Origin of the sequence: Pedobacter sp. Leaf132 (genome assembly GCF_920984695.1) — a bacterium.
Classification (GTDB): Bacteria; Bacteroidota; Bacteroidia; order Sphingobacteriales; family Sphingobacteriaceae; genus Pedobacter.
In genome coordinates this window covers 186,115-209,274 of the sequence record NZ_CAKLBO010000007.1, presented here as the reverse complement: position 1 = coordinate 209,274, position 23,160 = coordinate 186,115, and the positions used below count along the sequence as shown (strand labels likewise).

The following is a 23,160-nucleotide window of genomic DNA, read 5'->3' as shown; positions in this document are numbered from 1 at the left end:
TTGCTTCGTGCCTCGCAATGACGATGCGCCTATTCAACCCTAACCCCTCCAATATCACTCGATTTATAAGCACTTTCTACAACTGCCATCGTTTGTATCACATCTTCAACACCTGTAAGCAATACCTCATCACTTCCCTCATTATATCGCATTAAATTAGCCATAGTACCGATAAACGCCTCCGGAAACCACGAACCATCTAAATTAACCTTTTGCCATTCTGGCGATTTACCATCTTCAATCAGGCAGTATTCAAAAACGTCAGGCACGCCGTGTGGATAATCCATCAATAAACCTATTTTGGCTACAATTGCGCCTTTAGTTCCCTCCCATTTTATATAACTTTCCTGGTGGTTTGGACCAAAATCATGGTCGTGGTTGGTGTTAATTACCGCATGCATAGTATCTCCATAATCAAATAAAATCGTACTACGAGATGATGATAAACTCTTTGCCGGATGCTTCAAAGTTTTAGCTAAAACACTTTGCGGATTGCCCAAAAACGAACGAATTAAATCGACATAATGAATACTGTGATACTGAATTTCTAACCGTGGGTGAATGATAACATGCGGAAAAATCTCCCATGGCGTTTTAATCGTAACCCGAACTTCCATATCGTACAATTCGCCAATTAAACCTTTTTCGATTAAATATCTGGCCGCACTTACAAAAGGTGCAAAACGTAACTGAAAATTTATTGCCGCTTTTAAATTCTTCGCCCTGCATAGTTCTAAAATTTCATTTGCCTGTGCAAAATCATCGCCCATTGGCTTTTGAATTAAAACGGCACTACTATCTGGCAATTGGTTTAACGCATCAATGTACTGCGCCGGCATGGTGGTTAAATCATATACAGCATTTGCAGGAGCATTGGCAACAGCATCAGCAACCGTATCATAAACATTCGGAATGCCGAAAGCATCAGCTAATTTTTGCGCTCTTTCTTTAGTCCTGTTTACAATTCCAAAAACCTCAAAGCCTGCAATTTTATATGCCGGAAGATGGGCATCGGCAACAATTCCACCCGCACCGATAATGATTATGGGTTGCTTCGTTTTTGGTAATTCAGGCTTATATTTTATATCAATACTCATTTATCAATCTCGTTAATTCGGTTTTGAGCTTTCTCGATAAGTTGCTCGGTAAGTGCATCTGTATTAATTGCATTTAAAACCATTTCATCAATAATTGCTGCTATTGCAGCCCAATTTTTCTTCTGCGGAAGCATATTCGCAACCTCATGCAGTTGCGCTAATTTATGGTAATAAGGAATGATTTGATTAATTTCTTCATCATTCCAGGTCGAAATTCTACAGCCAATGCCACCCTCTAATGTAAGCTGTTTATCTTGTTCTTCGGCTAAGGCAAAGCGAAGAAAATCGTAAGCAATTTCTTTATTTTTACTGCCTTTGGCGATGGTATAAAGCCAATATACATTTAACGATGCTGAGTTTTTACCTTCTACCGATGGTAATAATTCTACATCAATTTTGCCTTTAACTTTTGAATTTTCATCAACCTCACACATTGTGGCAAAACCAAACCAGTTAATCATCATGGCTGCTTCGCCTTGCGAGAACGCAATTCCGGCGGCTACAGATTCAAATTCATTAGACTTTGGGTGAACAGCTGTTCTATCATTTACAATAGTCCGATAGAAATTTAAGCCATCAATAGCAGCCTGGTTATTAATCTGGATTAACCCGTTTGCATCAACTAAACTTCCACCTCTGGTCCACAGTTGTAAGCAGAAATCAAATACTGTATTGTGGCCATCAGGATAACACGCAAAAATACTTCCGTATAAATTATCAGCAGGGCGATTAAAAAACTGCGCTATCTGATAGAAATCTTCCCATGTTTTAGGAACTTCAAGCGCTTTACCATAAGTAGACTGATAGTTTGCTTTTTCAGTTTCACTTTCAAATAAATCTTTACGGTAGATAAAACATTCAGGTCCATCATGAAATGGCAAACCTACAACCTCCCAGCCAAAACGTTGTAAGGTTAAAAGCGATTTACTCCAACCTTTCGGAAAATCCTGCGGTTTATTTTTATTGATGTAAGGATTTAAAACTTCAAAATCCTGATTTGAATAGCCTTCTAAAACCCAATCTGTACTGATGTGCGCAATATCAAAATCGCCATTGGCTAATCCTTTTTTAGTGATAGTGTTTTCGTAAAGTTCATGCAAATCCATCACCACCATTTCCAACTCCAGTTTACAGCCCGAAAATTTGCAGTATTTAGTCCAAAAATCCTGCATAGCAGCTTCAAAGGGGGCAAACTTGCGAACGGCAATTTTAAAAGTGTTTATTTGGTTATGCATTTGCAGTTGTATTCTGGGTAATAAATTCCTGAATAATTTTTTCGTTATCCTGACCTAATTTAGGCGAGCCTTTTGATGAAAATAATAATTCTCCATCAATACGAATCGGGCATCGGGTGGTTTGATATTTATAACCATCAACCATCTCAACCTCTTGTATCATATTTAAAACCTTAAAACCATCGTGAGCCATTAAAGCATTCCAATTCAACACATCAGCACACCAAATATCGGCTGGCTCTAATTTAGAAAGCCAGTTTTCGGTGGTATCAGATAAAAGATGGGTGGCCAAAATCTCCTTAATTTCATCACGTTTATCATAAGCTTCACTAATTTCAATGTAGTTTTCCAAAGCTTCGCAACCTAGTAAAACAGCAAGTTGTGGTATTGAACCCATCGCCAGTGCTAAATATCCGTTTTCTGTTTGATAAATGCCATACGGAGCACCTAAATATGCATTCGCATTGTTGTTTTTAGAACGTTCTGGCAAACTTCCACCATCATTCATAAAAGTTGTAATGGTTTCAAACTGAAAATCGTAAGCAGATTCCATCATGCTTATTTGCACAAAACCACCTTCATTTTTAATGGCTTTGCGATACAAACAAGCTAGTAAACCTTGGGCTAAATGTGCTCCGGCAAGCATATCCACAATGGATAAACCCATAGCAACCGGGCCGCTGTCTGCATTTCCGGTAAGGGATGTTAAGCCAGTTACGGCTTGCAAAAGTAAATCTTGTCCGGGTTTATTTTTCCATTCGCTTTCGGTTCCATAACCAGAAATTTCTCCATAAATGATATTTGGATTTATGTTGGCAACAGATTTATAATCAAAACCTAAGCGTTCCATTACACCAGGGCGGAAATTATGAATCATTACATCTGCTTTTTTAAGCAGTTCGCGAACAATTTCGCAGTCATCTTCATTTTTTAAATCAACTTCAAAACTTTCTTTATTTCTGTTGATGGCATGAAAAACCGACGATTCGCCATTCATAATCAGGTTTGAGGTGTATAGCGTACGGCAAATATCGCCAACGCCTAAACGCTCGATTTTAATTACCCGAGCACCCATATCTGCTAAGCGCAAGCTCGCCGATGGCCCAGAAAGGAACTGGCTGAAATCGATAACTAAATAATCTTCAAGCGGTTGCATAATTATATTTTTTATTAAAAATTCGTCATGCTGTCCTGAATTTTCGGGATCAGCATCTTTTCGCTTAAGACCCTGAAATAAATTCAGGGTGACGACTGTTATTTTATTTCATTTTAATTGTCATTCTGAGCTTGCCGAAGAACTTTTTAAATGCGTTTCGACAGGCTCAACGTGACAATTTGTTTAATTCAAACTTCTTTTCTTTACTATTTGCATCCGCACCTCGTCATTGCGAGGCACGAAGCAATCTCTTCTTTTGTGTAAATTATAAAGAGTGCTTTTAAATGAGATTGCTTCGTCGTAGCTCCTCGCAATGACGGAGTTAAGTTAATTCAAACTCTCTATTAATCTCCTGCGTATCAAATCCAAGTTTTGGCGCAGGCTTTACCGCAAATAACTTTTCATTATCCAAACGAATCGGACTTACAGTTGTCTTTATTTTTTTTCCGTTGCTTAATTCTAAATCTTGTTCAATCTGCAAATTTTTATAAGTGCTTAAAGAGGTTGCCGTTTGATAATTTAGAACTTCGGCGCACCAAATGCCATTACTTTCCAAAAGGTTAACCCAAATTTTAGTTTCTTTTTGTTTGAATGTTGCCGCCAAACGAATAATTAATTTATCGCGATTATCGAAGGCTGAGCCGGCTTCGACATATAAATCATCGATATTGCAATTTATAATGGCACAAATATTTGGCAGATTACCCATGGCCATTGCAATATAGCCATCTTTGGTTTCATACATCCCGTAAGGTGCGCTTAAATAGGCATGTGCACTACCTTTCGCCCCGCTTCTATCAGGTAATTTTCCACCATCATTTAAATATGTGGTAATAACCTCAAACTGAACATCTAAAATCGATTCCAACAAACTTACCTCAACCAAAACGCTTTTATTCGTTTTTGCCCGCTTGATTAAGGCCGCCATAATACCTTGCGCCAAATGGTTTCCGCACATAATATCAGAAACTGACAAACCGAATGGCACCGGACCGTCGGTATCTAATCCGGATAGAAATGTTAAACCCGAAACGGCCTGAACCAACAAATCCTGACCAGGTTTATTTCGCCATGGACCTTCATTACCGTAACCGGTTACTACGCCGTACACGATTTTTGGATTTATGGCTTGAACATTTGGGTAATCTAAACCAATTTTTTCCATCACACCCGGACGGAAATTATGCGTCATTACATCAGCTTTGCTTATAAGTTTCTTTAATTTTTCTAAATCTTCCGGATTTTTTAAATCGGCAGCATAACTTTCTTTATTACGGTTAATGGTATGAAAAAGCAAGCTGTCTGCCTCTACAAAAAGATTCTTGATGGATAATTGTCTGCAGGCGTCGCCACTGTTTGGTCGCTCGATTTTAATTACACGGGCACCTAAATCAGCCAGTTTTAAGCCAGCCGATGGTCCTGCCAAAAACTGACAAAACTCTAAAACCAAAAGTCCTTCTAATGGTCTGTTCATGATAAAACTAAAGTTTTAGATTTTTGAAATAGCTCATTCATTTTTGATAGAACCTGAATTTCATCGCCACCATTCATTAAATAATCGCGAACAACATCGCCTGCGTGGTCTTGAAAATACATAGAACCATGGTAACGTGGGCGAAGGAAAGCACGTTGCAGTGCCGGTAAAGTATTTGCAAAATAATTTTGGCTCTGGCGATTTACCTCTTCGTTTTGCCAGGCGGCTAAATGACCGGGCTGACCGCCATTTTCATAAAACAATGTAGCCTGACAAGTTGGAGAACCTACAAATTCTACATATTTGGCTGCGATTTCTAAATCTTCGCATTTAGATGAAATGGCCAAACCTGTTCCACCTAAGGTGCTTCGCAGATTTGTTTTTCCATCTAAGGATATCATATCGTGGAAATGCAAAGTTTTACGGGCGTAACCATTTCTAGAATAATTGGAATAGCCATAAGCAAACGGGCAATAAGCAATTTCATCGCTCTGCGTCATCGCTTCATAAACCTGTATTGGGTTTCGGTTGAAATTTGCTTTATCCATTTTTGAAGCTAACTCACTATACATTTGTAATGCTTTAACCCCAGTTTCAGTCGAAACCACTTGTTCGTCATTTTGACAAGGGTCTTCGCCCAAAGAGCAGCAAAGCGTGTAAAAGTTCATTAAAACATCTATCGGAATACCAGCAAAAGCCACTAAGCCTTTATTTGCCAGTGCTAATAAATCATCAAATGATTTAGGCAATTGCAGGTCTTTTTCGGCAAAAATATCTGGTCGCGATGCGGCTACAGGTGTTGCCGCATCAATTGGCAAAGCCCATAAGTGCGTATCATAAAAGTAACTTTCGTATGATTGACCTACAGAGTTTTTTTTCTGATCTTCTAAATATTCATCCGATAGGTAAAAATCCAAAGGAACAATTGATTTTGTTTTCGCAGCAAAACCAGCCCAAGGATGGTCGATAACCAGCAAATCAAATCGCTCTGCTAATTCCTGAATCGAAAAATCTGCAAATTGCTGCAAACTTCTTTTTTCCCAAGTGATGTTCACATTCGGATTGAGTTCAGAAAATCGCTGTGCCGTTGCAACCATAGGCAAAAGTCCGCGGCTGTGGTTCCAGGTTATTCCTTTTAAATTTATCGTCTTCTCCACTTTATTTACTCTATTTATATTTATTAAACCGCTAACTTAAGCCAACGGCAATGAATGCTCTTAATTTTTACGCTCATCATCATTATTTAGTACAGTTAATTATGATTGATGAGGAAGCTAAGCCATTTGATGTAGCAGTTAATTTGATTGCACCTATTTTTTCTGTTGATTGAAGAATAGCTAAGCATAAACCATGAAATGCCTTGCGGTAATTCGCTTTAAAAGGCTCTAAACTAGCCTGAAAGCCATTATCTACGCCAGCGATAAAACCAACGCCCTCTACCTTAAAATCAACAAGATTATCGGCATTTGGCACAACATTCCCATCAGCATCTAAAATGCGAACGGTTACAAAAGATAAATCTACGCCATCAGCTTTAATATTCTTTCTATCGGCAATTAATTCGATTTTAGCGGCAGCACCGGCTGTTTTTACTTCACGTACTAAAACTTCCTTACCCGCTTTCCTAGATACTGCTTTTAGTGTTCCAGGCTCGTATTTTACATCCCATTTTACATGCAAATCTTCGCCTTGCTTTGATTTTTTTCCTAATGATTTCCCGTTGAGGTACAATTCAACTTCATCTGCATTATTATAGTAGGCCCAAACTTCAACAGGTTTACCTTGCTCCCTTTCTGCTTGTCCGAATGGCAGGTTCCAATGTGGTAAAATATGTAAAACTGGTTTGCTTGTCCACTCGCTTTGGTACATGTAATATGAATCCTTGGGGAAACCGGCTAAATCGACTATTCCAAAATACGAGCTTCTTGCCGGCCAAGGATACGGCAATGGCTCGCCTAAATAATCAAAACCCGTCCAAACAAACAAACCCGAAACATGGTCGTATTTTTTAGCTGCCGCCCATGTTTCTTCATGCGTAGAACCCCAATAGGCTGAAACATTATCGTATGATGATGCAGACCATTCTTTATTGCCTTCAACAAACTTTGTTTTGCCATCTCTTGGCCAGCGACGAATTGTATCGGCTGTATCATAAAAACCTCTGGTTTCTAAAGCTGATGTAGTTTCTGTTGCTAAAAATTTAACGCCAGGATAGTTTTTAGGGAAATCAGAATATTTTTTGTGATTATAATTTAAGCCATAAATATCTAAGGCTTTCGCCTGATAAATAAAATTTTTGGCAGAATCGGTTTCAGTTAAAGCCGAAATTACCAGGCGAGTGGTATCTAAATTTTTTACAATGCCAACCAATTTTTTTGTAAGCGCAATGCCTGTGCTATCAAACTGTTCGCGTATTTCATTTCCGATACTCCAAAGAATAATTGATGGATGATTTCTATCGCGAAGCACCATGTCTTCCAAATCACGTTTATGCCATTCCTGAAAATTCAAATGGTAGTCGTTTTTGTTTTTCTTTTTTGCCCACATGTCAAAAGCTTCATCCATAACAAGGAAACCCATTTTATCACATAAATCTAAAAACTCAGGCGCTGGTGGGTTATGTGCTGTGCGGATAGCATTAACACCCATTTCTTTCATGATTTCGAGTTGGCGTTCCATAGCACGAACGTTAACCGCAGCACCTAATGCGCCTAAATCGTGATGCATACAAACGCCCAAAATTTTCATCGGTTTTCCATTTAAAGAGAAGCCTTTTTGCACATCGAAGTTGAAAGAACGAATACCAAATTTGGTTTCGTAAGCATCGATTACTTTACCGTTTTGAACTATTTGAGTAACTAATTTGTACTGATAAGGATTTTCTACCGACCAAAGGAGTGGATTTTTTAAATCTAAAGTTTCATTGTTAGTTTTCCCGGAAGTATCAATTTTAGCAGACCTAGCCATACTCTTTGCAACCAATTTTCTATCGGCAGCATAAATAGCATTTACAATGGTTACATTTTGTGTTTTTAGCGTTTTATTCTGAATTTTTGTTTGAACTTGAACTTTTCCATTTTTATCTGTAGTTACAAAAGTGCCCCAATGTGCAACCGCAATTTTAGCTGTAGAAGTTAACCAAACATTTCTGTAAATACCCGAACCCGAATACCACCGGGAATCTGGTTGTAAAGCATTATCAACTTTAACAGCAATAATATTTTTTCCTGCTTTTAGATATTTACTGATATCATAGGAAAAAGAAATATAACCATAAGGGCGCTTGCCTAAATACTTGCCATTAACCCAAACTTCCGAATTTTTATAAACGCCATCAAATTCGATGGTAATTAACCTGTTTTGGAAATTTGCAGGAGCTGTAAACTCTTTTCTATACCAGCCAATTCCGGTTGGCAAACCACCACCTTCTGGTTTTGCAGGGTTTTTTTCATCGAATTTTCCTTCAATGCTCCAATCATGCGGTAAAGTTAACTTTCGCCATTTGGCATCGATAAAAGCAGGAGATTTTGCACCAGGTTCATCGCCTAAAAAGAATTTCCAATCTTTATTAAAGCTGGTTCTGGTGCGAGGTTCTGGAGTAGATTGCTTCGTCGTTCCTCCTCGCAATGACGATAAAGGAAGCGTTATTTCAAGGCTGGATTTATTACTAATTTCATTAAATGGCTTTACTGAGGCGGTCGTCATTTCGACCGTGGTGGAGAAATCTTTTCCGTTTGTTGTAAAACTACGTTCAAAGATTTCTCCATTCCGCTGCACTTCAGTCGAAATGACGAAACCAGAAGCCTCACAATTACCTGATGCTAAAAACACCAAAAGAATCAAACCAAAAATCCAATGTTTAAATTCGAGCATCTTCATTTCTAATTATTGAACAAAATTCACTTTACTTTTACCTAAATCTTTTGATGTTGCAACTGCAATACCACGTTGGTCTTGCTTATTTACCGCACAATAGAAATGATAAACCACACCTTTATATTTTAAAACGAAAGATTTATGCGCATACAATTCATCATATTTTTCTGATGATTTTATTAAATTATCTCCAGTCCAATCTGTCCAGTTTACTAAATCTTTTGAAACCGCAAAGCGATTAAAAGAGCCTTTTCTGTCTTCCCAAAATGCGCCGAAGTAAAACATCACAAAGTGATTACCGATTTGCTGAATCACGCCATCGCCAGTTATGCCTACCGGATGATGAACCACAGGATTTTTGTTAAATCGTTTCCAAGTTATCATATCATCAGAAACCGCCATACCAATCCGCTCGTACCAACGTGTTTTTTTGTTGTTTGCCAACGAATCGCCAACCGCATTATAATACATTACAAAGCGATGCCCGGTTAACTTTTTCTTATCTTCTATTACTGTGCTTTTAAAAAGCTTATTTCTGTTTTCCCACCAGCGAACATCTTTATCCAATGAGCTTAAAACAGGCTTATCCAATCTGCTCCATTCCTGTACTACTGATGGATGTTGAGTTGCATAAGCCATACCAATTGATAATGGTTCTACTTCGTAACCTTTCTCCTTACCACCAAAATACGACATCCAATATTTTCCATTGAACGATTTTGCTGCGTAGCTTCCACCCCATTTCGTATCTAAAAGCGCATTGTAACCAGCTTTTTGGTTATCATCCCATTTACCGGAATCTTCGAACGACATGATTTTACCAAGATTTTGCCAGTTTAATAAATCACTGCTTTTTGCCATCCAGGTTTCGTAACCGCGACCGCTAAAAATCAGGTAAGTCATGTACCAATCTTTGCCCTTTCTAAAAACAGTTGGGCAATCCATTTTATGGTCTTTATCGGCAGGAACCATTACTAAACCATATTTATAAGGCGTTTTTACTTCCTGATAAATCTTTTCCATTGTTTCTGCAGAAACTGGATTAGTTTTTTGAGCCTGCAAATTAACAGCACAAAACAGTAGAAATATGACCATATTAATCCTATTCATTTGTGCATATAAATTTGTAATGGCCAGAACCTATCGTAACTTTTACTTTAACGTTTTCGGCACTTAAAACATTCATCTTTGGGTTAAGCTCATCGGTTATGGTTTGTTTTGTTTTACCCGGAAAATAAACATGAGCCTTAGTGTTTACCGGAATATTCAACTCCAACGTAAAGTTTTTATCCGTTTTTTTCCATGAGGAAGATATCTTTCCATAGGGAGAATCGTAACTAACATCCGCAGCTTTTAAATCGCCGACAACTTCAGGCTCAATTTTAATGTGTTTAAAAGCAATAGAATTTTCAGTCTGACGAATGCCACCTAAACCGCTGTATAGCCATTCCATTAAATGGCCAAGCATAAAATGATTATTTGAAACTGTTGGCAAAGCCGCCCAGCTTTCGGTAAGTGCGGTTGCGCCTTTAGCAATTTGCATTCCATAACCCGGTACATCCGAGCGGCTATTCATATCAAAAATCACGTTAGATTTTCCTGCGTCTTCCAGCACACGCAGCACATAGCGGTAACCGATATCGCCTGCCGTTAAGCTATTTTTTCTATCTCTAATATCCTTAACCAGATTATCAATAACGGCGTTTTTATCTGTACTTTCTACCAAACCCATATAAACTGCCATGGCATTTGCAGCCTGCGAACCGGTTGCATATTGTTTAGTTTTAGCATCGAAAAATTTATTATTAAATGATTTTCTTACCTCAACAGCTAAATTTGAATAAGCATTTGCATCCGCTTTTTTACCTAAAATTGCAGCTATCTTTTCAAGAGTTTTTAAATCATAATAATAAATGGCTGTTCCGGTAACGCCCATTGGTGTTAGTTGTGAAACGCCCGGAGGGTTTGGCCCTAAATCATACCAATCACCCAAACCTTGAGGTAAAATATGATTATCAGCTTTAGTGGCAAGATAGTTAATGTAACGTTGCATCATTGGATAATAATCAACTAATGCTTGCTTATCGCCATACCATTGATACAAATACCACGGCAACAAAATGCCGCTGCTTCCCCATTCAGGCGAATCGCGAAACATTCCTCCACCCCAATCAAATTTCACATATTCAGGCGCAATTTCAGGAATTAAGCCATCTGGTAATTGCGAATTTTTCATATCCTGCAATGCCTTTTTGAAAAGTGGAGCAGCATTATAATTGTAACCAACAGAGTTGCCCATTAAATGTAATTGCTCCAACCAACCCAGTTTTTCACGGTGCGGACAATCGGTAAAAACGCTCACCATATTGCTTTTAATCGACCAATCTATCAAGGTAAAAGTTTTATTAAACAATTCGTTTGAGGTTGAAAATTCACCAATTTGTTCTGCAGCATTTCTAATATGTAATGCTTTTAAATCTTCAATTACGGCTTTGCCGGATGAATTTTCTTTTCCCGTGGGTGTGCCGCCTTTAACTTGCAAATATCTAAATCCAGTATAAAAAAACTTAGGCCGCCAAATTTCGACACCCTCACCTTTCAAGATGTAAGTGAAGTAAGATGGCCCACCGATATTTTTCTGCGTTACCGAACCATCTTCTTTCAATAATTCAGCAGGTGTAATTCGAACGGTATCACCTTTTTTGCCACGAACTTTCAATTCTATTATAGATGATGAATTTTGTCTCATATCATAAACCCATTCGCCATTGGCAACCGGAGTAGTTTTTAGAGCATCCGTATATTCAAAAACTTTAACAGGTTCTTCTTTTTGAGCATTTAATTTAGGTCCATCAACTATTAAGGCTGATTTCCAATTTCTATCATCAAAACCAGCTAAATTCCAACCCTTTTGCTCAAGATTCGCATTATAATCTTCACCACCATAAATGCTCGAAAAAACTACAGGGGATTTATCCGTTTTCCAGCTCTGGTTACTGACGATGTTTTCCGTTGTTCCATCAGCATATTCTACCAAAACCCTGCAAATCATCTTCGGGAAGCCGTAAGCAACTTTTAATTTTCTATATCTATCTTTTACCGGCGGAACATAATGAAAACCATTCCCAAGCATTACGCCAATGGCATTATCGCCCGTTTTTATTTGCTTTGTGATATCATAAGTTACGTACAAAGCTTCCTTATCATATTTAGTCCAGCCTGGTGCAAGAAAATCATCACCAACTTTTTGACCATTTAAGTTCATTTCGAAATGCCCTAAACCGGAAATAAAAGCAGTTGCTTTTTTAATGGTTTTGTTAACTACAAATCCTTTGCGAAACATGGGCAAAATATTGTTTGCATCAAACTTATCTTTCTTACCATCCGTTGGCAATATGTTCACATTGCTATCGGCAAGCTTCTCGTAAGCTATCCATTTTGCACCTTTCCAATCGGCAACATTTAATAAACCCATTTGCCAAAAGGCAGTTTTACTCCAGCTGGATTTATTTCCCTTGTTATCCCAAACCCGAACTTTCCAATAGTATGTTTTTGTTGATGAAAGTTTTGCGCCTTTATAATGTATTTGAATAGATTTTGATGAATTTACCTTTTTAGTATCCCAAACATCACCAATATTCTTATCTAAATTACTGGTGCTATTTGAAACCAGAATCTGATAAGCCGTTTGCGTTACATTCTGTTTTGATGATGTTAATTTCCAGTTTAATGTTGGCGAAACTAAATCAATCCCGATAGGATTTTTACGATAACTGCATTGAACTTCAGCAATATTTATATCTTGCCCAAACAGCGAAATGCTAATTAAAAACAGACAAGAAAAAATTGCGATTTTACTCATTAAATTTCTACACCGTTAGTGATGCTTGTTTAGGTTTATAATTTGGTTAATATTTAGATTGTAAAAAATCAATTTTAGGATATTCAATTTAAATAAACAACCTTCAATCAATTCAAATATAAATTATTTTTTTAAATATGAACACAAACTAACTCTAATAAAACTGTAAAATAACTGTAGCGTAATACGCGCTACAGTTATTTATTTTAATAATTAGGGTTTTGTACCAACTGAGGATTATTATCTAATTCGGATGCGGGAAAAGGCAAAACATAATTTTTTGTATCGAAAATTAAAGATGCACCAGCTGGTGTTTTCAATGTAGGCAATTTTATATGTGCAATGTTCCAACGTTTTAAGTCGTTGTAACGCTGACCTTCAAGTGCTAATTCAATACGTCTTTCATGGCGAATGTAATTTCTCAAGGTAGCCTGCGTAGCATATTTAGTTCTATCGGTTGCAGGCATTGCAACGCCAGGGCGCTGTCTAACATCATCAATTGCTTTGTAAACTGTAGCATCAGGACCACTTAATTCATTTTGAGCTTCGGCGTACATTAGCAAAATATCCGCGTAGCGTAAGTGGATGTAATCCTGGTCGGTTAATGTTGCTGTTGCTGCCGTAATTGGTGCACGCGATAAATCAACATATTTTTCCATCAAAAAGCCTGTAAAAGATTGCGCAAAGCCGCTCCAAATTACATTGGTTGAGTTTCTCCAGGTTTCGTTCGGTAATTTCATGGTTAAATCTAAACGTGGGTCGCGGTTAGCATAGGGATTTGCCAAATTAAACAATGGCGATTCTGCACTTGGCTTTCCATCGGTCATTTCATAATCATCAGCCAAATCTTTATAAGGTTGAATTAGAGAAAACCAACCTAATTCTACATCCATACCTGCAGCACCAGGCGAAATTCTTTGCGGATTTGTAGGTGCCAGATACTGTGTAGAAAACATAATCTCAGTATTTACCGCTGCAGTTGCTTGTCCGCTGGTTTTGAATAATGCTGCGTAATTATTAGATAAAGCGAATTTATTATCCGCCATTATTTCTTTTAAAACCGGAACAGCTTCAGCCCATTTTTGTTGCGTAATTAAAACCCTCGCTTTAATACCTTGGGCACTACCCTTTACTGCATGCCCATTATATTTTTCGTTAGGAAGATTTGCAATTGCGAAATCTAAATCCTGCTGAATAAACGCATAAACCTGTTCTTTACTGCTTTTCGCAATTTTAACTTCATCTACCGTTTTTGGGTAAGTACTGTTAATTGGAACACCACCAAAGTTTTGAACTAAATCGAAATAAGCTAAGGCTCTTATAAACCGTACTTCACCTTTGTATAAATTCTTCTTGGCATCGGTTATCGGAGCTCTATCAACATCATCCAAAAAGTAATTGCAGGAAGTTATTGCCCGGTAAGGCGATGAATAAAGGTTTGGTAAAACCCCACTCAAAGCAGGAGAAATACTACCGGTAGTCATTTCCAGTAAATTTGCCTGGTTTGTATTTTGATATGGAAAAGCATTATCACTTAGGGCATCCATATATACCCTTTCGTAACCTAAAAAGTTTTGCTGCAAGCGAGAATAAACACCTGCCAAAGCGGTTTGAACATCGCCTTCTGATGCCCAAAAGATTTGTGAAGAAACACTATTTAATGGATTTTTATCTAAAAAATCTTTTTTACATGATCCGAATGCTAATAATCCGAACAGGGTACAGAATAATATATTTTTATTTTTCATGATATACAGCTTAGAATTTAACATTTAGACCGATATTAAAAATTTTGGTTTGTGGATACTGTGCAAGGTTACCCGTAGAACTTGCTCGTTCGGGGTCGCCACCTTCATACTTTGTAACCGTAAAAAGGTTATCTGCCGATACGTAAACGTTCAAATTTTTAATGCCAATCCTGGAAATCGCTCCAACCGGAACATCATAACCTAACATTACGTTTTTCAACCTTAAATAAGATGCATCCTGTAAATAATAAGTTGATGCCGTGTAAGGTGCAACGCCACTGTAACCCGATACATACAATGCCGGAACCGTATTGCTTCTGTTTTCTGGCGTCCAGGCATTTAAGAATTTTGTTGAAGGCGCAGTTCCCTGCATAAATGGATCGATTCCCCAATTGTTAACACGGTTTTTAATGCCTTCAACGCCTTGGAAAAATGCGCTGAAACTAAATCTTTTGTAGCCCATATTTAAGCCAAACGAATAGTTAAAATCCGGATAAGCGCCATCAACCACTACCCTGTCGTTTGCGTTTACAATACCATCGCCGTTAACATCCTTCATTTTTAAATCGCCGGCTTTTGGATTACGGTTTAATTCATGCACGGGTACGCTCGGGTTACCAATATCCTCAACCTGGAAAATACCATCCCACTCATACAAGTAAAAAGAAGAATATGGTAAGCCGACTTCATTTATTGTACTGCCTTTTGCCGGTGTTCTGAGCTCAATTACTTTATTTTTAGCTGTGGAGATTAAGGCATTTAAACCATAAGTAAATTCGCCTATTTTATTTTGATGCGTTAATGCAAGCTCAACACCCTGACTTCTCATTCTTCCATCATTAACTGTTGATGCGCCCAAACCTAAACTCAAAGGAACATTTGGTCTTGCCAAAATATCAAAGGTTGACCGTCTGAACCAATCGAATGTAGCGCCGAAGAGGCCATTTTTGACATTCAAATCGAAACCTACATCAATACTTCTGGTAGATTCCCATCTTAAACTCACATCTTTAAAATCGTTAATTACACCACCCTGTTGCAATGCGCCATTACCAAATGGGTAATTAACGTTATTGATGATGATGTTATCCTGATATAGGTAGGTTCCGATATCCTGATTTCCAAGTGTACCGTATGATGCTCTTATTTTAGAACTGCTTAACCAGCTTAATTTATCTTTCAGAAAACTTTCTTCAGAAACTAACCAACCTGCAGAAAATGAAGGAAATACGCCCCATCTGTAATCAGGAGAAACTTTTGAAGTTCCATCGTAACGGATGTTAGCCTCTAATAGATATTTTCCTTTAAAATCATAGTTAATTCTCCCAAACAAAGAACGCATACCCCATTCTGATGGTGCAGCTAACGATGGTAAACGTGGATGGGTGAAATATAATGACTCACCCGAAGCAGAATATCCTGTTAAGTCTTCTAAAATTGGTGCAACTGAATTAGTTCTTCTGCCCCTTAAATTTTGATTTTTATAAGATAATTGCTCAAAACCAGCTAAAGCTTTTAGGTTATGTGATGTGCCTAAAGTTTTTTCGTAAGTAATTGTAGAGTAAACCGTTGGATTTAAAACTTTTGAATATTGGTCTGTTACCCCTAAAATATCCGGACCGAAAGAGTTTGCAACATATTCGTTTGTTCCGGCGGCTCTATCTTGCAATAGATAAGCTGAGTATGGATGCTGATACATTTTATAGTATTCATCAACATAATTAATTGCAACTTTCGAACTCCAGGTAAATCCTTTGAAAGGTTTAATATCTATATAAGCCTGAGCATTAATATTATATTCTTTTGTGGTTTGTTCGCCCATTGCATAAACTTCCTGCGGGTTACGATTTCTACCTTCATTAGCGTAAGCTCTTGAAACTATTCTACCGCTACCATCAGGTAAAAAAGGACCATAAAGTGGCCCGGCTGCATAAACCAATAAAGCCATATTTTCTCCGGTAAACGGAGGCTCCTTACGGTCTTTATAAGTCATGTTGATGATTGTACCAACGCTAATGCTTTTTGTTAAGTTGTTATTATAGTTCAATAGAGCATTGTAACGTTTAAATTTGTAGCCTTCAAAAACTGCATTCTGGTCTAAATATCCGGCAGAAATATTAAAGGTACTTTTATCTGTACCGCCAGAAATAGAAAGATTATGCTGCATAACATTTGCCGGATTGATATAATAATCCATACTGTTAAAATCAGGATATTGTGCCTTATTTGGCGAATTTCTGTATAATTCAATATCAGCCTGCGGATATCTGAATGCGATACCCGAACGTGCAGCAGCCGTATTGTACATTTCCATGTATTGCGCCGAATTTGTAATTAGATCTGGCAAAGCAGTTGGTGTGTGGCGTGCAAAATTGGTGCGGTAACTGAAAACCGTTTCACCTCTTTTACCTTTTTTGGTGGTAACCAAAATTACGCCATTTGCTGCTCTGGCACCATAAATAGAAGCTGATGATGCATCTTTTAAAACCGTAACGTTTTCAATATCATCTGGCGATAAATTATTAAATGAACCAGCTACGCCATCAATTAGGATAAGTGGATCTGTACTTCCTCCATAAGTAGATCTTCCTCTAATCAAAAAGTTAGGATTATCTCTTCCAGGCTCGCCTGATGGTTGTGTAACCTGCACACCTGTAATTCTACCTTGTATTAAATTTGCGGCATTGGGTGCTGGTCTTTCGGTTAATGTGGCACCAGAAACTGTAGCAACGGCACCTGTTAAATTAATTTTCTTTTGAGTACCATAACCAACAACAATTACTTCGTTTAAGTCATTTTGCTCTTCGGCCAGCTTTACGTTAATTGTATTTCTGTTGCTTACCAGAATTTCCTGATTGGTGTAGCCAACAAAAGAAAATATTAATGTTACGCTTCCTGAAGAAGCAGAAACTGAATATTTCCCATCATTATCGGTTGTTGCACCAGTAGTTGTGCCTTTCACTTTCACACTCACACCGGCAATTGGTTCTCCGGTTTGCGATGTTACTGCCCCTTTAATAATAAATGTTCCTGGTAATGTTTGCGCAAATCCTGAAACCGCAGTAAACAACATTATAAAAATGAGTTTAGCGATTAAAACATTGCGTAGCCAAAATTGGCAATAGCTTTTGCATTTAATTGGGTTCATAATTGAATTTATTTGGTTAGGTTAAGTTTTTGATAATTGATGATAATTATCGGAGAGGCAACTCAGATTCTGGAAATGATTTTTTTAAGCGTGAATATTTGGTTGATTTTACTGACCTGTTACCTAATCATTCTCAGAGGAATGTAAATCTCATATTTTTAATAGATTAACCGGATATCTCAAATATAAATAGTTATTTCATATATGAATGTAACTTTTGTATAGCAATTTCTACTGTCAGATAAATTATTTTTTCTGATTCAAATTATTAAGTTTGTTTAAATTCTAATCAATGAATAACGATACTAAATACCAGGCACCTGCTTTAGACAAGGGTTTGGATATACTCGAATACTTATCTGCCCAATCTGTACCACTATCGCAAACTGAAATTGCTACAGGCATCGAAAAAACGCCAAACGAGATTTACAGGATGTTAATGAGTTTGGAAAGTCGTGGTTATATTTTAAGAGATGAAGTTTCAGGAAAATACCGCCTCTCCCTAAAATTATTTTACCTTTCACATAGGCACTCACCAATGGATGAGCTACGAAAAGCTGCCCAATTTCCATTGGAAGAATTGGCTAATACGGTTCGTCAATCCTGCCATTTGAGTATTTTGTATATGAACCAGGTAATGGTAATTATACACGCCAAAAGCCCCGGACCAATTGCGCTCTCCATTGAAGAAGGAAACCTGTTTCCATTGCCTTTAACGGCTTCTGGAAAGGTTCTATTAGCCTACATGCCAGAAAACGAGAGAAGTAATGCTTTAAAAAACAATGCCATTTTTAAAAAATATCTTAAGCCACAGCAGGATGATTTTATAGCTTCATTAGCAGAGATTCATGAAAAAGGAGCTTACTTAAAAACAAGTGATTTGGCAGCAGGTGTAACGGATATTTCTGTACCTATTGGCGTTTCAAATGGCGGCGGTATTATTGCATGTTTAACCATATCCATGCTAAATGCCTTAAACCTTAACAAAAATGTGGATAACGATGTGATACTTGCAGAAGCTTATAAATGCGTTAAAAAAATTGAACAGAGGATTGGGGTGTAAAGCAAATTCGTCATTGCTGAAGAAGCATGACGAAGCAATCTTATTAATTATTTGAAAAGCGGGGCTTGCATTTCTTTGGAAACAGCAGCCCCGCTCGTTTTAATCTTTTAAACCTATAAGGTTTTTAAAACCTTATAGGTTTAGGAAAAGTATTTTTACTGCAATCGGGTTTAAATGGACAACAGTGAAACTATTAAAGAGAAAACCCGTAGCACTAATTTTAAAGTTCATTGCTATTAAGGCGTTCGTCATTGCGAGGCACGAAGCAATCTTACAACTAAGGTGTTATATCTAGCGCTTTAAGATTGCTTCGTGCTTCGCAATGACGGCAATGAGCTTTTACCCACTGTATTTCACTAAATAATCCTTCCCCTTCTCAATTGCAATTTCAAAAACGCCTTTCGCAACCTCTTTAACCGTTGCACCTTTAACAACCGGTTTCGAATTACTTTTAAGCTTTAGCGTTCCCAGGCCAACAGCAGAATTAATTTTGATTTCTTTTTTGTTCATGTAAACAGAAATATCACCGTTTACTGTTGGCACTTTGCCTTCCATCCATTCTAAACTGCCTAAACTTGGTTCGATGATATAAGTTTCGTAACCTGCACTAACGGGTCTTACACCTAAATAATATTTCCCTAATAAATAAATCGGACTAGCGCCCCAAGCATGGCAAAGGCTTTTTCCATATGGGCGGCCATACATTTCTAAATGCTCGATTCCTTTCTTATCAGGATTGTATTCTTCCCAAAATGAAGTTGCGCCCAATTTCAGCATCCCTCCCCAATAACTTTTCATTTCTTTAAGTACGTAAGATTGTTCGCCCATGGCGCATAATGCTTCCAGCTCGTAAAAACGCATGTATGGTGTGGTAATTTTGGCTACCTTATCGTTCAGTAATACATTCTTTTTTACGCCTAATTTTTGTTCGGGTGTAAAATAATCGAAGAAAATTCCAAACATATTAGCATAACGGGTTACGTTATCGGTTTGTTTATTATCAATTCTGCTATGTACTAAGGCATTTTTATTTGGATTCCAGTACAGTTCGAAAATTTTGCTTTTTAGTTCTTTTGCCTGCTTATCATATTTTGCAAAACCTTCTTCATCATTTGCTAGTTTGGCGCATAAAGCCATGGTTTCTAAACTTCTGGCATATAATAACTGCTCGAAACTCACTTCGCCATCTTTACTTAATTTATCTGCCCAGTCAATAAAAATCCAATCGCCCGGCATCCATTCTAACAAACCGTTTTTGTTTTTCCTGCCATCTATGTAAGTCATAAGCGATTGCATTCTAGGATAAATATCCTGCACAAATTTTTGGTCGCCGGTAAATTTATAATAATCGTAAATTCCTAAAAACCAATAGAAAGAATAATCCATAATGGTATTGATGTGTGCTGTAACGGGGTCTTTGCCACGTTGTGCCCATAAAGTTTTCTTGACGGTTGGTGCATCGAAAAACGAATAATAATTCATCAGATAACTTTGATAAGCATCTCCGCTCCACACCCAACGGTCGCGTTTTATACCATCGATAAAAAACTCTCGTGTGTTCAAATGAAATGTGTATTTCGCTACATCGTAAATTTTGTTTAACTCGGCATCTGATGATTTGAAACTCCCACGCTCGGTAACTGGTGCATACTCGTAAAGCATGGATATCGAATCAACTGTTACATTACCTGAAAATTCACGATTAACATAACGAAAAGCCTTTGAAAGCGGCATGATAGAATCTTTACGCTGTGATAAATCAATATCAACATAATCTAAAGTTTCACATTTATCTGTAGAAAGTGCTTCTTCAGGCGATTCTCCGTAGTAAAGACTAACCCTGCCTTTGCCTTTTAATCCATGCAGTTTTATAAAACCAAAAGTTTCTTTGCCAAAATCTAGCAATTCACCACCATCATGCTTTTTTCTGCTAACCGCAGCCATCGGTTTAGTTGGCAACTTAAATTGAGATGGTAATTGTGTTGGGTTGTTTAAATTCCACGAGCCCGCTGAAACAAATGTGGTTCCCGATTTATCTGATACTTTTCCACTTTGGTCTATCCATTCTTTATCTTCAAATGTTGCCAACCAGGTTTCATCAGAAACAACCGTTTTGCCTTGAACAAAAATTGCCGGAACCGCTGCCTGACTGTAAACTTTTAAGCTTAATTTATGCTTCCCTGCCGGAATTTTTATCGTTTTTGGAAAGCCTGAAATTGCCTGACCATCAATTTTTACGTTGTATGTTCCTTCTACAAAAAGTTTAACATCTTCAGCCTCGGTAAGCGTAAATTCTTTATGAAAATCGACCAACACATAATGGCTATCCATTTTCCAAAATACCGGAAAAAATGACCCCCGCTCTGTTCTTCGATTTTGCATTGCGTTACTCATGTAAATATCAAAATCGCCCGGGTACCAAATCCACGAGGCTTTTTGAGCAAAAACTGGAGCTACTAAACTCGTTAGAATTGATAGTAAAAGTATTTTTTTTAAGTTTTTCATGTTGTATGGATTTATGTGTCGTCATTTCGACCGTAGCGGAGAAATCTTTGTACCTTTTAGTCCTGTTAAAAGATTTCTCCATTCCGCTGCGCCTCAGTCGAAATCACGACTTATTTATAATGCATTAATGTCCGTTGAAGAAAATATATAAGGCAATCATAATAATGGTTAAAGCGCCGAAAGAAATCCAAACCCTTCGGGTTGGTTTTTCTGTATTTGCTAAGTGTTCTTCATTAATTTTATAAATTGAAGGCGATGAATCGGTAAGTGTAATTATCACTAATAAAATTGCCAGCAGAGCGAAAATCAAAAAGGATAAAACCAAATAATGTGGCCAAAAATGGTATTCTGAAGATGGAAAAATCCATAAATAACAAACGCCGATACCTAAACTGATTATTGAGCCTACGGAAAGTGTGAAATTAACCGCCTTTTTACTCGTTCTTTTCCAAAATACCGATGATAAAAACACTACTGATAGTGGCGGAGCAATAAATCCAAGCACCGCTTGAAAAATATCAAATAGTTTTAAACCTTGAATGTTATCTATAGCCAAAGCAACCAAAATAGCAAATACGCAACCAGCAATAACTGTTAATCTGCCAACCTTAATTATCTGATTGTTGCTTGCCTGAGGATTGATTTTCTTCACGTACACATCCATCGTAAAAACGGTGCTCAAAGAATTTAAGCAAGAGCCAATTGAGCCAACCAATACTGCAATGAGTACTACAATTACTAAACCATTCATCCCGGGAGGAAACAATGTAGTTACCATAGTCATGTAGGCCATGTCTGCATTTTCTAAACCAGGATAAAGTAAATAACATAAAATACCGGTTACAATAAATAATGGTAGTGAAAGTATTTTAAGCCAGCCAATAAAACTAACACCTAACTGACCTTGCTCTAAATTTTTAGCACCCAAAACCGATTGAACCATAGACTGGTCTGTACAAAAGAATGCAACTGCCGAAACCGGATAACCTAACAAAATTGCATACCATGGATATTGTGGGTCGGTTGCGGGCTGAACCAAATTCCAAAAGTGCTTTGGTGTTTTTTGGTAGAGTGCAGCAACGCCTCCTACTTTTTCTAAACCCAAATACGTTAACGCTAAAGATACGCAGATGAGCAAAATCATTTGGAATACGTTTACCTTCGCGATGGCCTTTAATCCTCCAAAAAAGGTAAATAAACCTGCAAAGGCTACAATCACCGTTACCGATTGCCACATCGGCACGCCCAGTATTTGCCTGACCAAAACGCCACCAGCAAATAAACCTAATGATAACCAGGAGATTAATATTTTCACTAAAGCGTACCAGGCTAATATGTTTTGAGTAGAATCGCCGTAGCGGTTGCCCATAAATTCGGGCATGGTGCTTACCTTGGCGGCTAAATATTTTGGCGCAAAAACAATTGCTAAAAGGAAAAGAAAAATAAAAGCATACCATTCAAAATTTACAGCTACAATACCGGTTGTGTAGCCAATACTGGCAAAAGCAACTAACATAGACGGACCTACATTTGTACCCCACATATTGAAGCCGATACTACTCCAGCCTAATGATTTATTGGCTAAAAATAAATTCTCATCAGTTTTTTTCTTCGAAAAACTAGCCCTATAGCCAATTATCATTAAAATAATGACGTAGGCTACAACGATAAAATAATCTAAGCTCGTTAATCGTTCTACAATGTTACTCATTGGTTTATTTGGTTAGTAATTGTCTTAGCCAGACAGGCTTTTTTCTTTTGACAACAAAAGAAACAAAATTGCCGGCTTAAAATTTTTGTTTTAAAGTTTTTGCGTTGGCTCAGGCTATCTATCCCCAAAAATTTGTTAGGCCGGTTTAGCGCTTAACGGAGAAATTGTGCTTTGGCCATACTAAGCGCCCCGTCATTGCGAGGCACGAAGCAATCTCTATCTAAAAAGATTGCTTCGTGCCTCGCAATGACGACCCTTTAAGTATATGCCTGATGGACTATTCAT

General features: G+C 37.6%; 13 protein-coding genes. 1 reads left to right on the top strand and 12 read right to left on the bottom strand.

Annotated features, from left to right (window positions below):
• Positions 1 to 29: 29 nt before the first annotated feature.
• From LUA86_RS14105 to LUA86_RS14060, 10 genes are all read right to left on the bottom strand, one after another.
• On the bottom strand, positions 30 to 1,097 hold the full coding sequence (locus LUA86_RS14105) for a Gfo/Idh/MocA family protein (RefSeq protein WP_231463802.1): 1,068 nt from the start codon (positions 1,095 to 1,097) through the stop codon (positions 30 to 32).
• The gene (locus LUA86_RS14100; RefSeq protein ID WP_231463800.1) at positions 1,094 to 2,332 is read right to left on the bottom strand and encodes an extracellular solute-binding protein; all 1,239 of its coding nucleotides are present in this window, start codon (positions 2,330 to 2,332) and stop codon (positions 1,094 to 1,096) included. The genes LUA86_RS14105 and LUA86_RS14100 overlap by 4 nt, the downstream gene beginning before the upstream one ends.
• Complete coding sequence (locus LUA86_RS14095; protein ID WP_231463798.1) at positions 2,325 to 3,488, bottom strand: CaiB/BaiF CoA-transferase family protein; 1,164 nt, start codon at positions 3,486 to 3,488, stop codon at positions 2,325 to 2,327. Before LUA86_RS14095 ends, LUA86_RS14100 begins: the two co-directional genes overlap by 8 nt.
• Before the next feature lie 322 nt (positions 3,489 to 3,810).
• On the bottom strand, positions 3,811 to 4,962 hold the full coding sequence (locus tag LUA86_RS14090; RefSeq protein WP_231463796.1) for a CaiB/BaiF CoA-transferase family protein: 1,152 nt from the start codon (positions 4,960 to 4,962) through the stop codon (positions 3,811 to 3,813).
• Entirely contained in the window at positions 4,959 to 6,119 is a 1,161-nt protein-coding gene (locus LUA86_RS14085) for an ABC transporter substrate-binding protein (RefSeq protein WP_231463794.1), read from the bottom strand. The genes LUA86_RS14090 and LUA86_RS14085 overlap by 4 nt, the downstream gene beginning before the upstream one ends.
• Before the next feature lie 82 nt (positions 6,120 to 6,201).
• Positions 6,202 to 8,835 (bottom strand): beta-galactosidase GalB, encoded by a 2,634-nt coding sequence (gene galB / locus LUA86_RS14080; RefSeq protein ID WP_231463793.1) that lies wholly within the window; start codon positions 8,833 to 8,835, stop codon positions 6,202 to 6,204.
• Between the two features lie 12 nt (positions 8,836 to 8,847).
• Positions 8,848 to 9,948 carry a glycosylase gene (locus LUA86_RS14075; protein ID WP_231463791.1) on the bottom strand — a complete coding sequence of 367 codons (1,101 nt, stop codon included), beginning with the start codon at positions 9,946 to 9,948 and terminating at the stop codon, positions 8,848 to 8,850.
• A complete protein-coding gene (locus LUA86_RS14070) occupies positions 9,941 to 12,700 on the bottom strand; it encodes a family 78 glycoside hydrolase catalytic domain (RefSeq protein ID WP_231463789.1) in 2,760 nt (919 codons plus the stop codon). Before LUA86_RS14070 ends, LUA86_RS14075 begins: the two co-directional genes overlap by 8 nt.
• Before the next feature lie 206 nt (positions 12,701 to 12,906).
• Positions 12,907 to 14,448: a RagB/SusD family nutrient uptake outer membrane protein gene (locus LUA86_RS14065; protein WP_231463787.1), complete on the bottom strand. Its 1,542-nt coding sequence runs from the start codon at positions 14,446 to 14,448 to the stop codon at positions 12,907 to 12,909.
• 10 nt (positions 14,449 to 14,458) lie between these two features.
• Positions 14,459 to 17,596, bottom strand: a complete 3,138-nt coding sequence (locus tag LUA86_RS14060) for a TonB-dependent receptor (protein WP_231463785.1) — start codon at positions 17,594 to 17,596, stop codon at positions 14,459 to 14,461.
• 292 nt (positions 17,597 to 17,888) lie between these two features.
• Here LUA86_RS14060 and LUA86_RS14055 point away from each other — a divergent pair, with 292 nt between their 5' ends.
• The gene (locus LUA86_RS14055) at positions 17,889 to 18,659 is read left to right on the top strand and encodes an IclR family transcriptional regulator (protein WP_231463783.1); all 771 of its coding nucleotides are present in this window, start codon (positions 17,889 to 17,891) and stop codon (positions 18,657 to 18,659) included.
• A 339-nt stretch (positions 18,660 to 18,998) separates the two neighbouring features.
• Here the strand turns inward: LUA86_RS14055 and LUA86_RS14050 are convergent, their stop codons facing one another.
• Together LUA86_RS14050 and LUA86_RS14045 are read right to left on the bottom strand one after the other, a co-directional pair.
• Positions 18,999 to 21,164 (bottom strand): alpha-rhamnosidase, encoded by a 2,166-nt coding sequence (locus LUA86_RS14050; RefSeq protein ID WP_231463781.1) that lies wholly within the window; start codon positions 21,162 to 21,164, stop codon positions 18,999 to 19,001.
• Between the two features lie 124 nt (positions 21,165 to 21,288).
• Positions 21,289 to 22,875 (bottom strand): sodium/solute symporter, encoded by a 1,587-nt coding sequence (locus LUA86_RS14045; RefSeq protein WP_231463779.1) that lies wholly within the window; start codon positions 22,873 to 22,875, stop codon positions 21,289 to 21,291.
• Positions 22,876 to 23,160: the final 285 nt, after the last annotated feature.

What these genes read in the sequence shown, in the direction of transcription:
- LUA86_RS14105 (WP_231463802.1), bottom strand. Translation starts at nt 1,097, where the DNA reads ATGAGTATTGATATAAAATATAAGCCTGAATTACCAAAAACGAAGCAA.
- LUA86_RS14100 (WP_231463800.1), bottom strand. Translation starts at nt 2,332, where the DNA reads ATGCATAACCAAATAAACACTTTTAAAATTGCCGTTCGCAAGTTTGCC.
- LUA86_RS14095 (WP_231463798.1), bottom strand. Translation starts at nt 3,488, where the DNA reads ATGCAACCGCTTGAAGATTATTTAGTTATCGATTTCAGCCAGTTCCTT.
- LUA86_RS14090 (WP_231463796.1), bottom strand. Translation starts at nt 4,962, where the DNA reads ATGAACAGACCATTAGAAGGACTTTTGGTTTTAGAGTTTTGTCAGTTT.
- galB (WP_231463793.1), bottom strand. Translation starts at nt 8,835, where the DNA reads ATGCTCGAATTTAAACATTGGATTTTTGGTTTGATTCTTTTGGTGTTT.
- LUA86_RS14075 (WP_231463791.1), bottom strand. Translation starts at nt 9,948, where the DNA reads ATGAATAGGATTAATATGGTCATATTTCTACTGTTTTGTGCTGTTAAT.
- LUA86_RS14070 (WP_231463789.1), bottom strand. Translation starts at nt 12,700, where the DNA reads ATGAGTAAAATCGCAATTTTTTCTTGTCTGTTTTTAATTAGCATTTCG.
- LUA86_RS14065 (WP_231463787.1), bottom strand. Translation starts at nt 14,448, where the DNA reads ATGAAAAATAAAAATATATTATTCTGTACCCTGTTCGGATTATTAGCA.
- LUA86_RS14060 (WP_231463785.1), bottom strand. Translation starts at nt 17,596, where the DNA reads ATGAACCCAATTAAATGCAAAAGCTATTGCCAATTTTGGCTACGCAAT.
- LUA86_RS14055 (WP_231463783.1), top strand. Translation starts at nt 17,889, where the DNA reads ATGAATAACGATACTAAATACCAGGCACCTGCTTTAGACAAGGGTTTG.
- LUA86_RS14050 (WP_231463781.1), bottom strand. Translation starts at nt 21,164, where the DNA reads ATGAAAAACTTAAAAAAAATACTTTTACTATCAATTCTAACGAGTTTA.
- LUA86_RS14045 (WP_231463779.1), bottom strand. Translation starts at nt 22,875, where the DNA reads ATGAGTAACATTGTAGAACGATTAACGAGCTTAGATTATTTTATCGTT.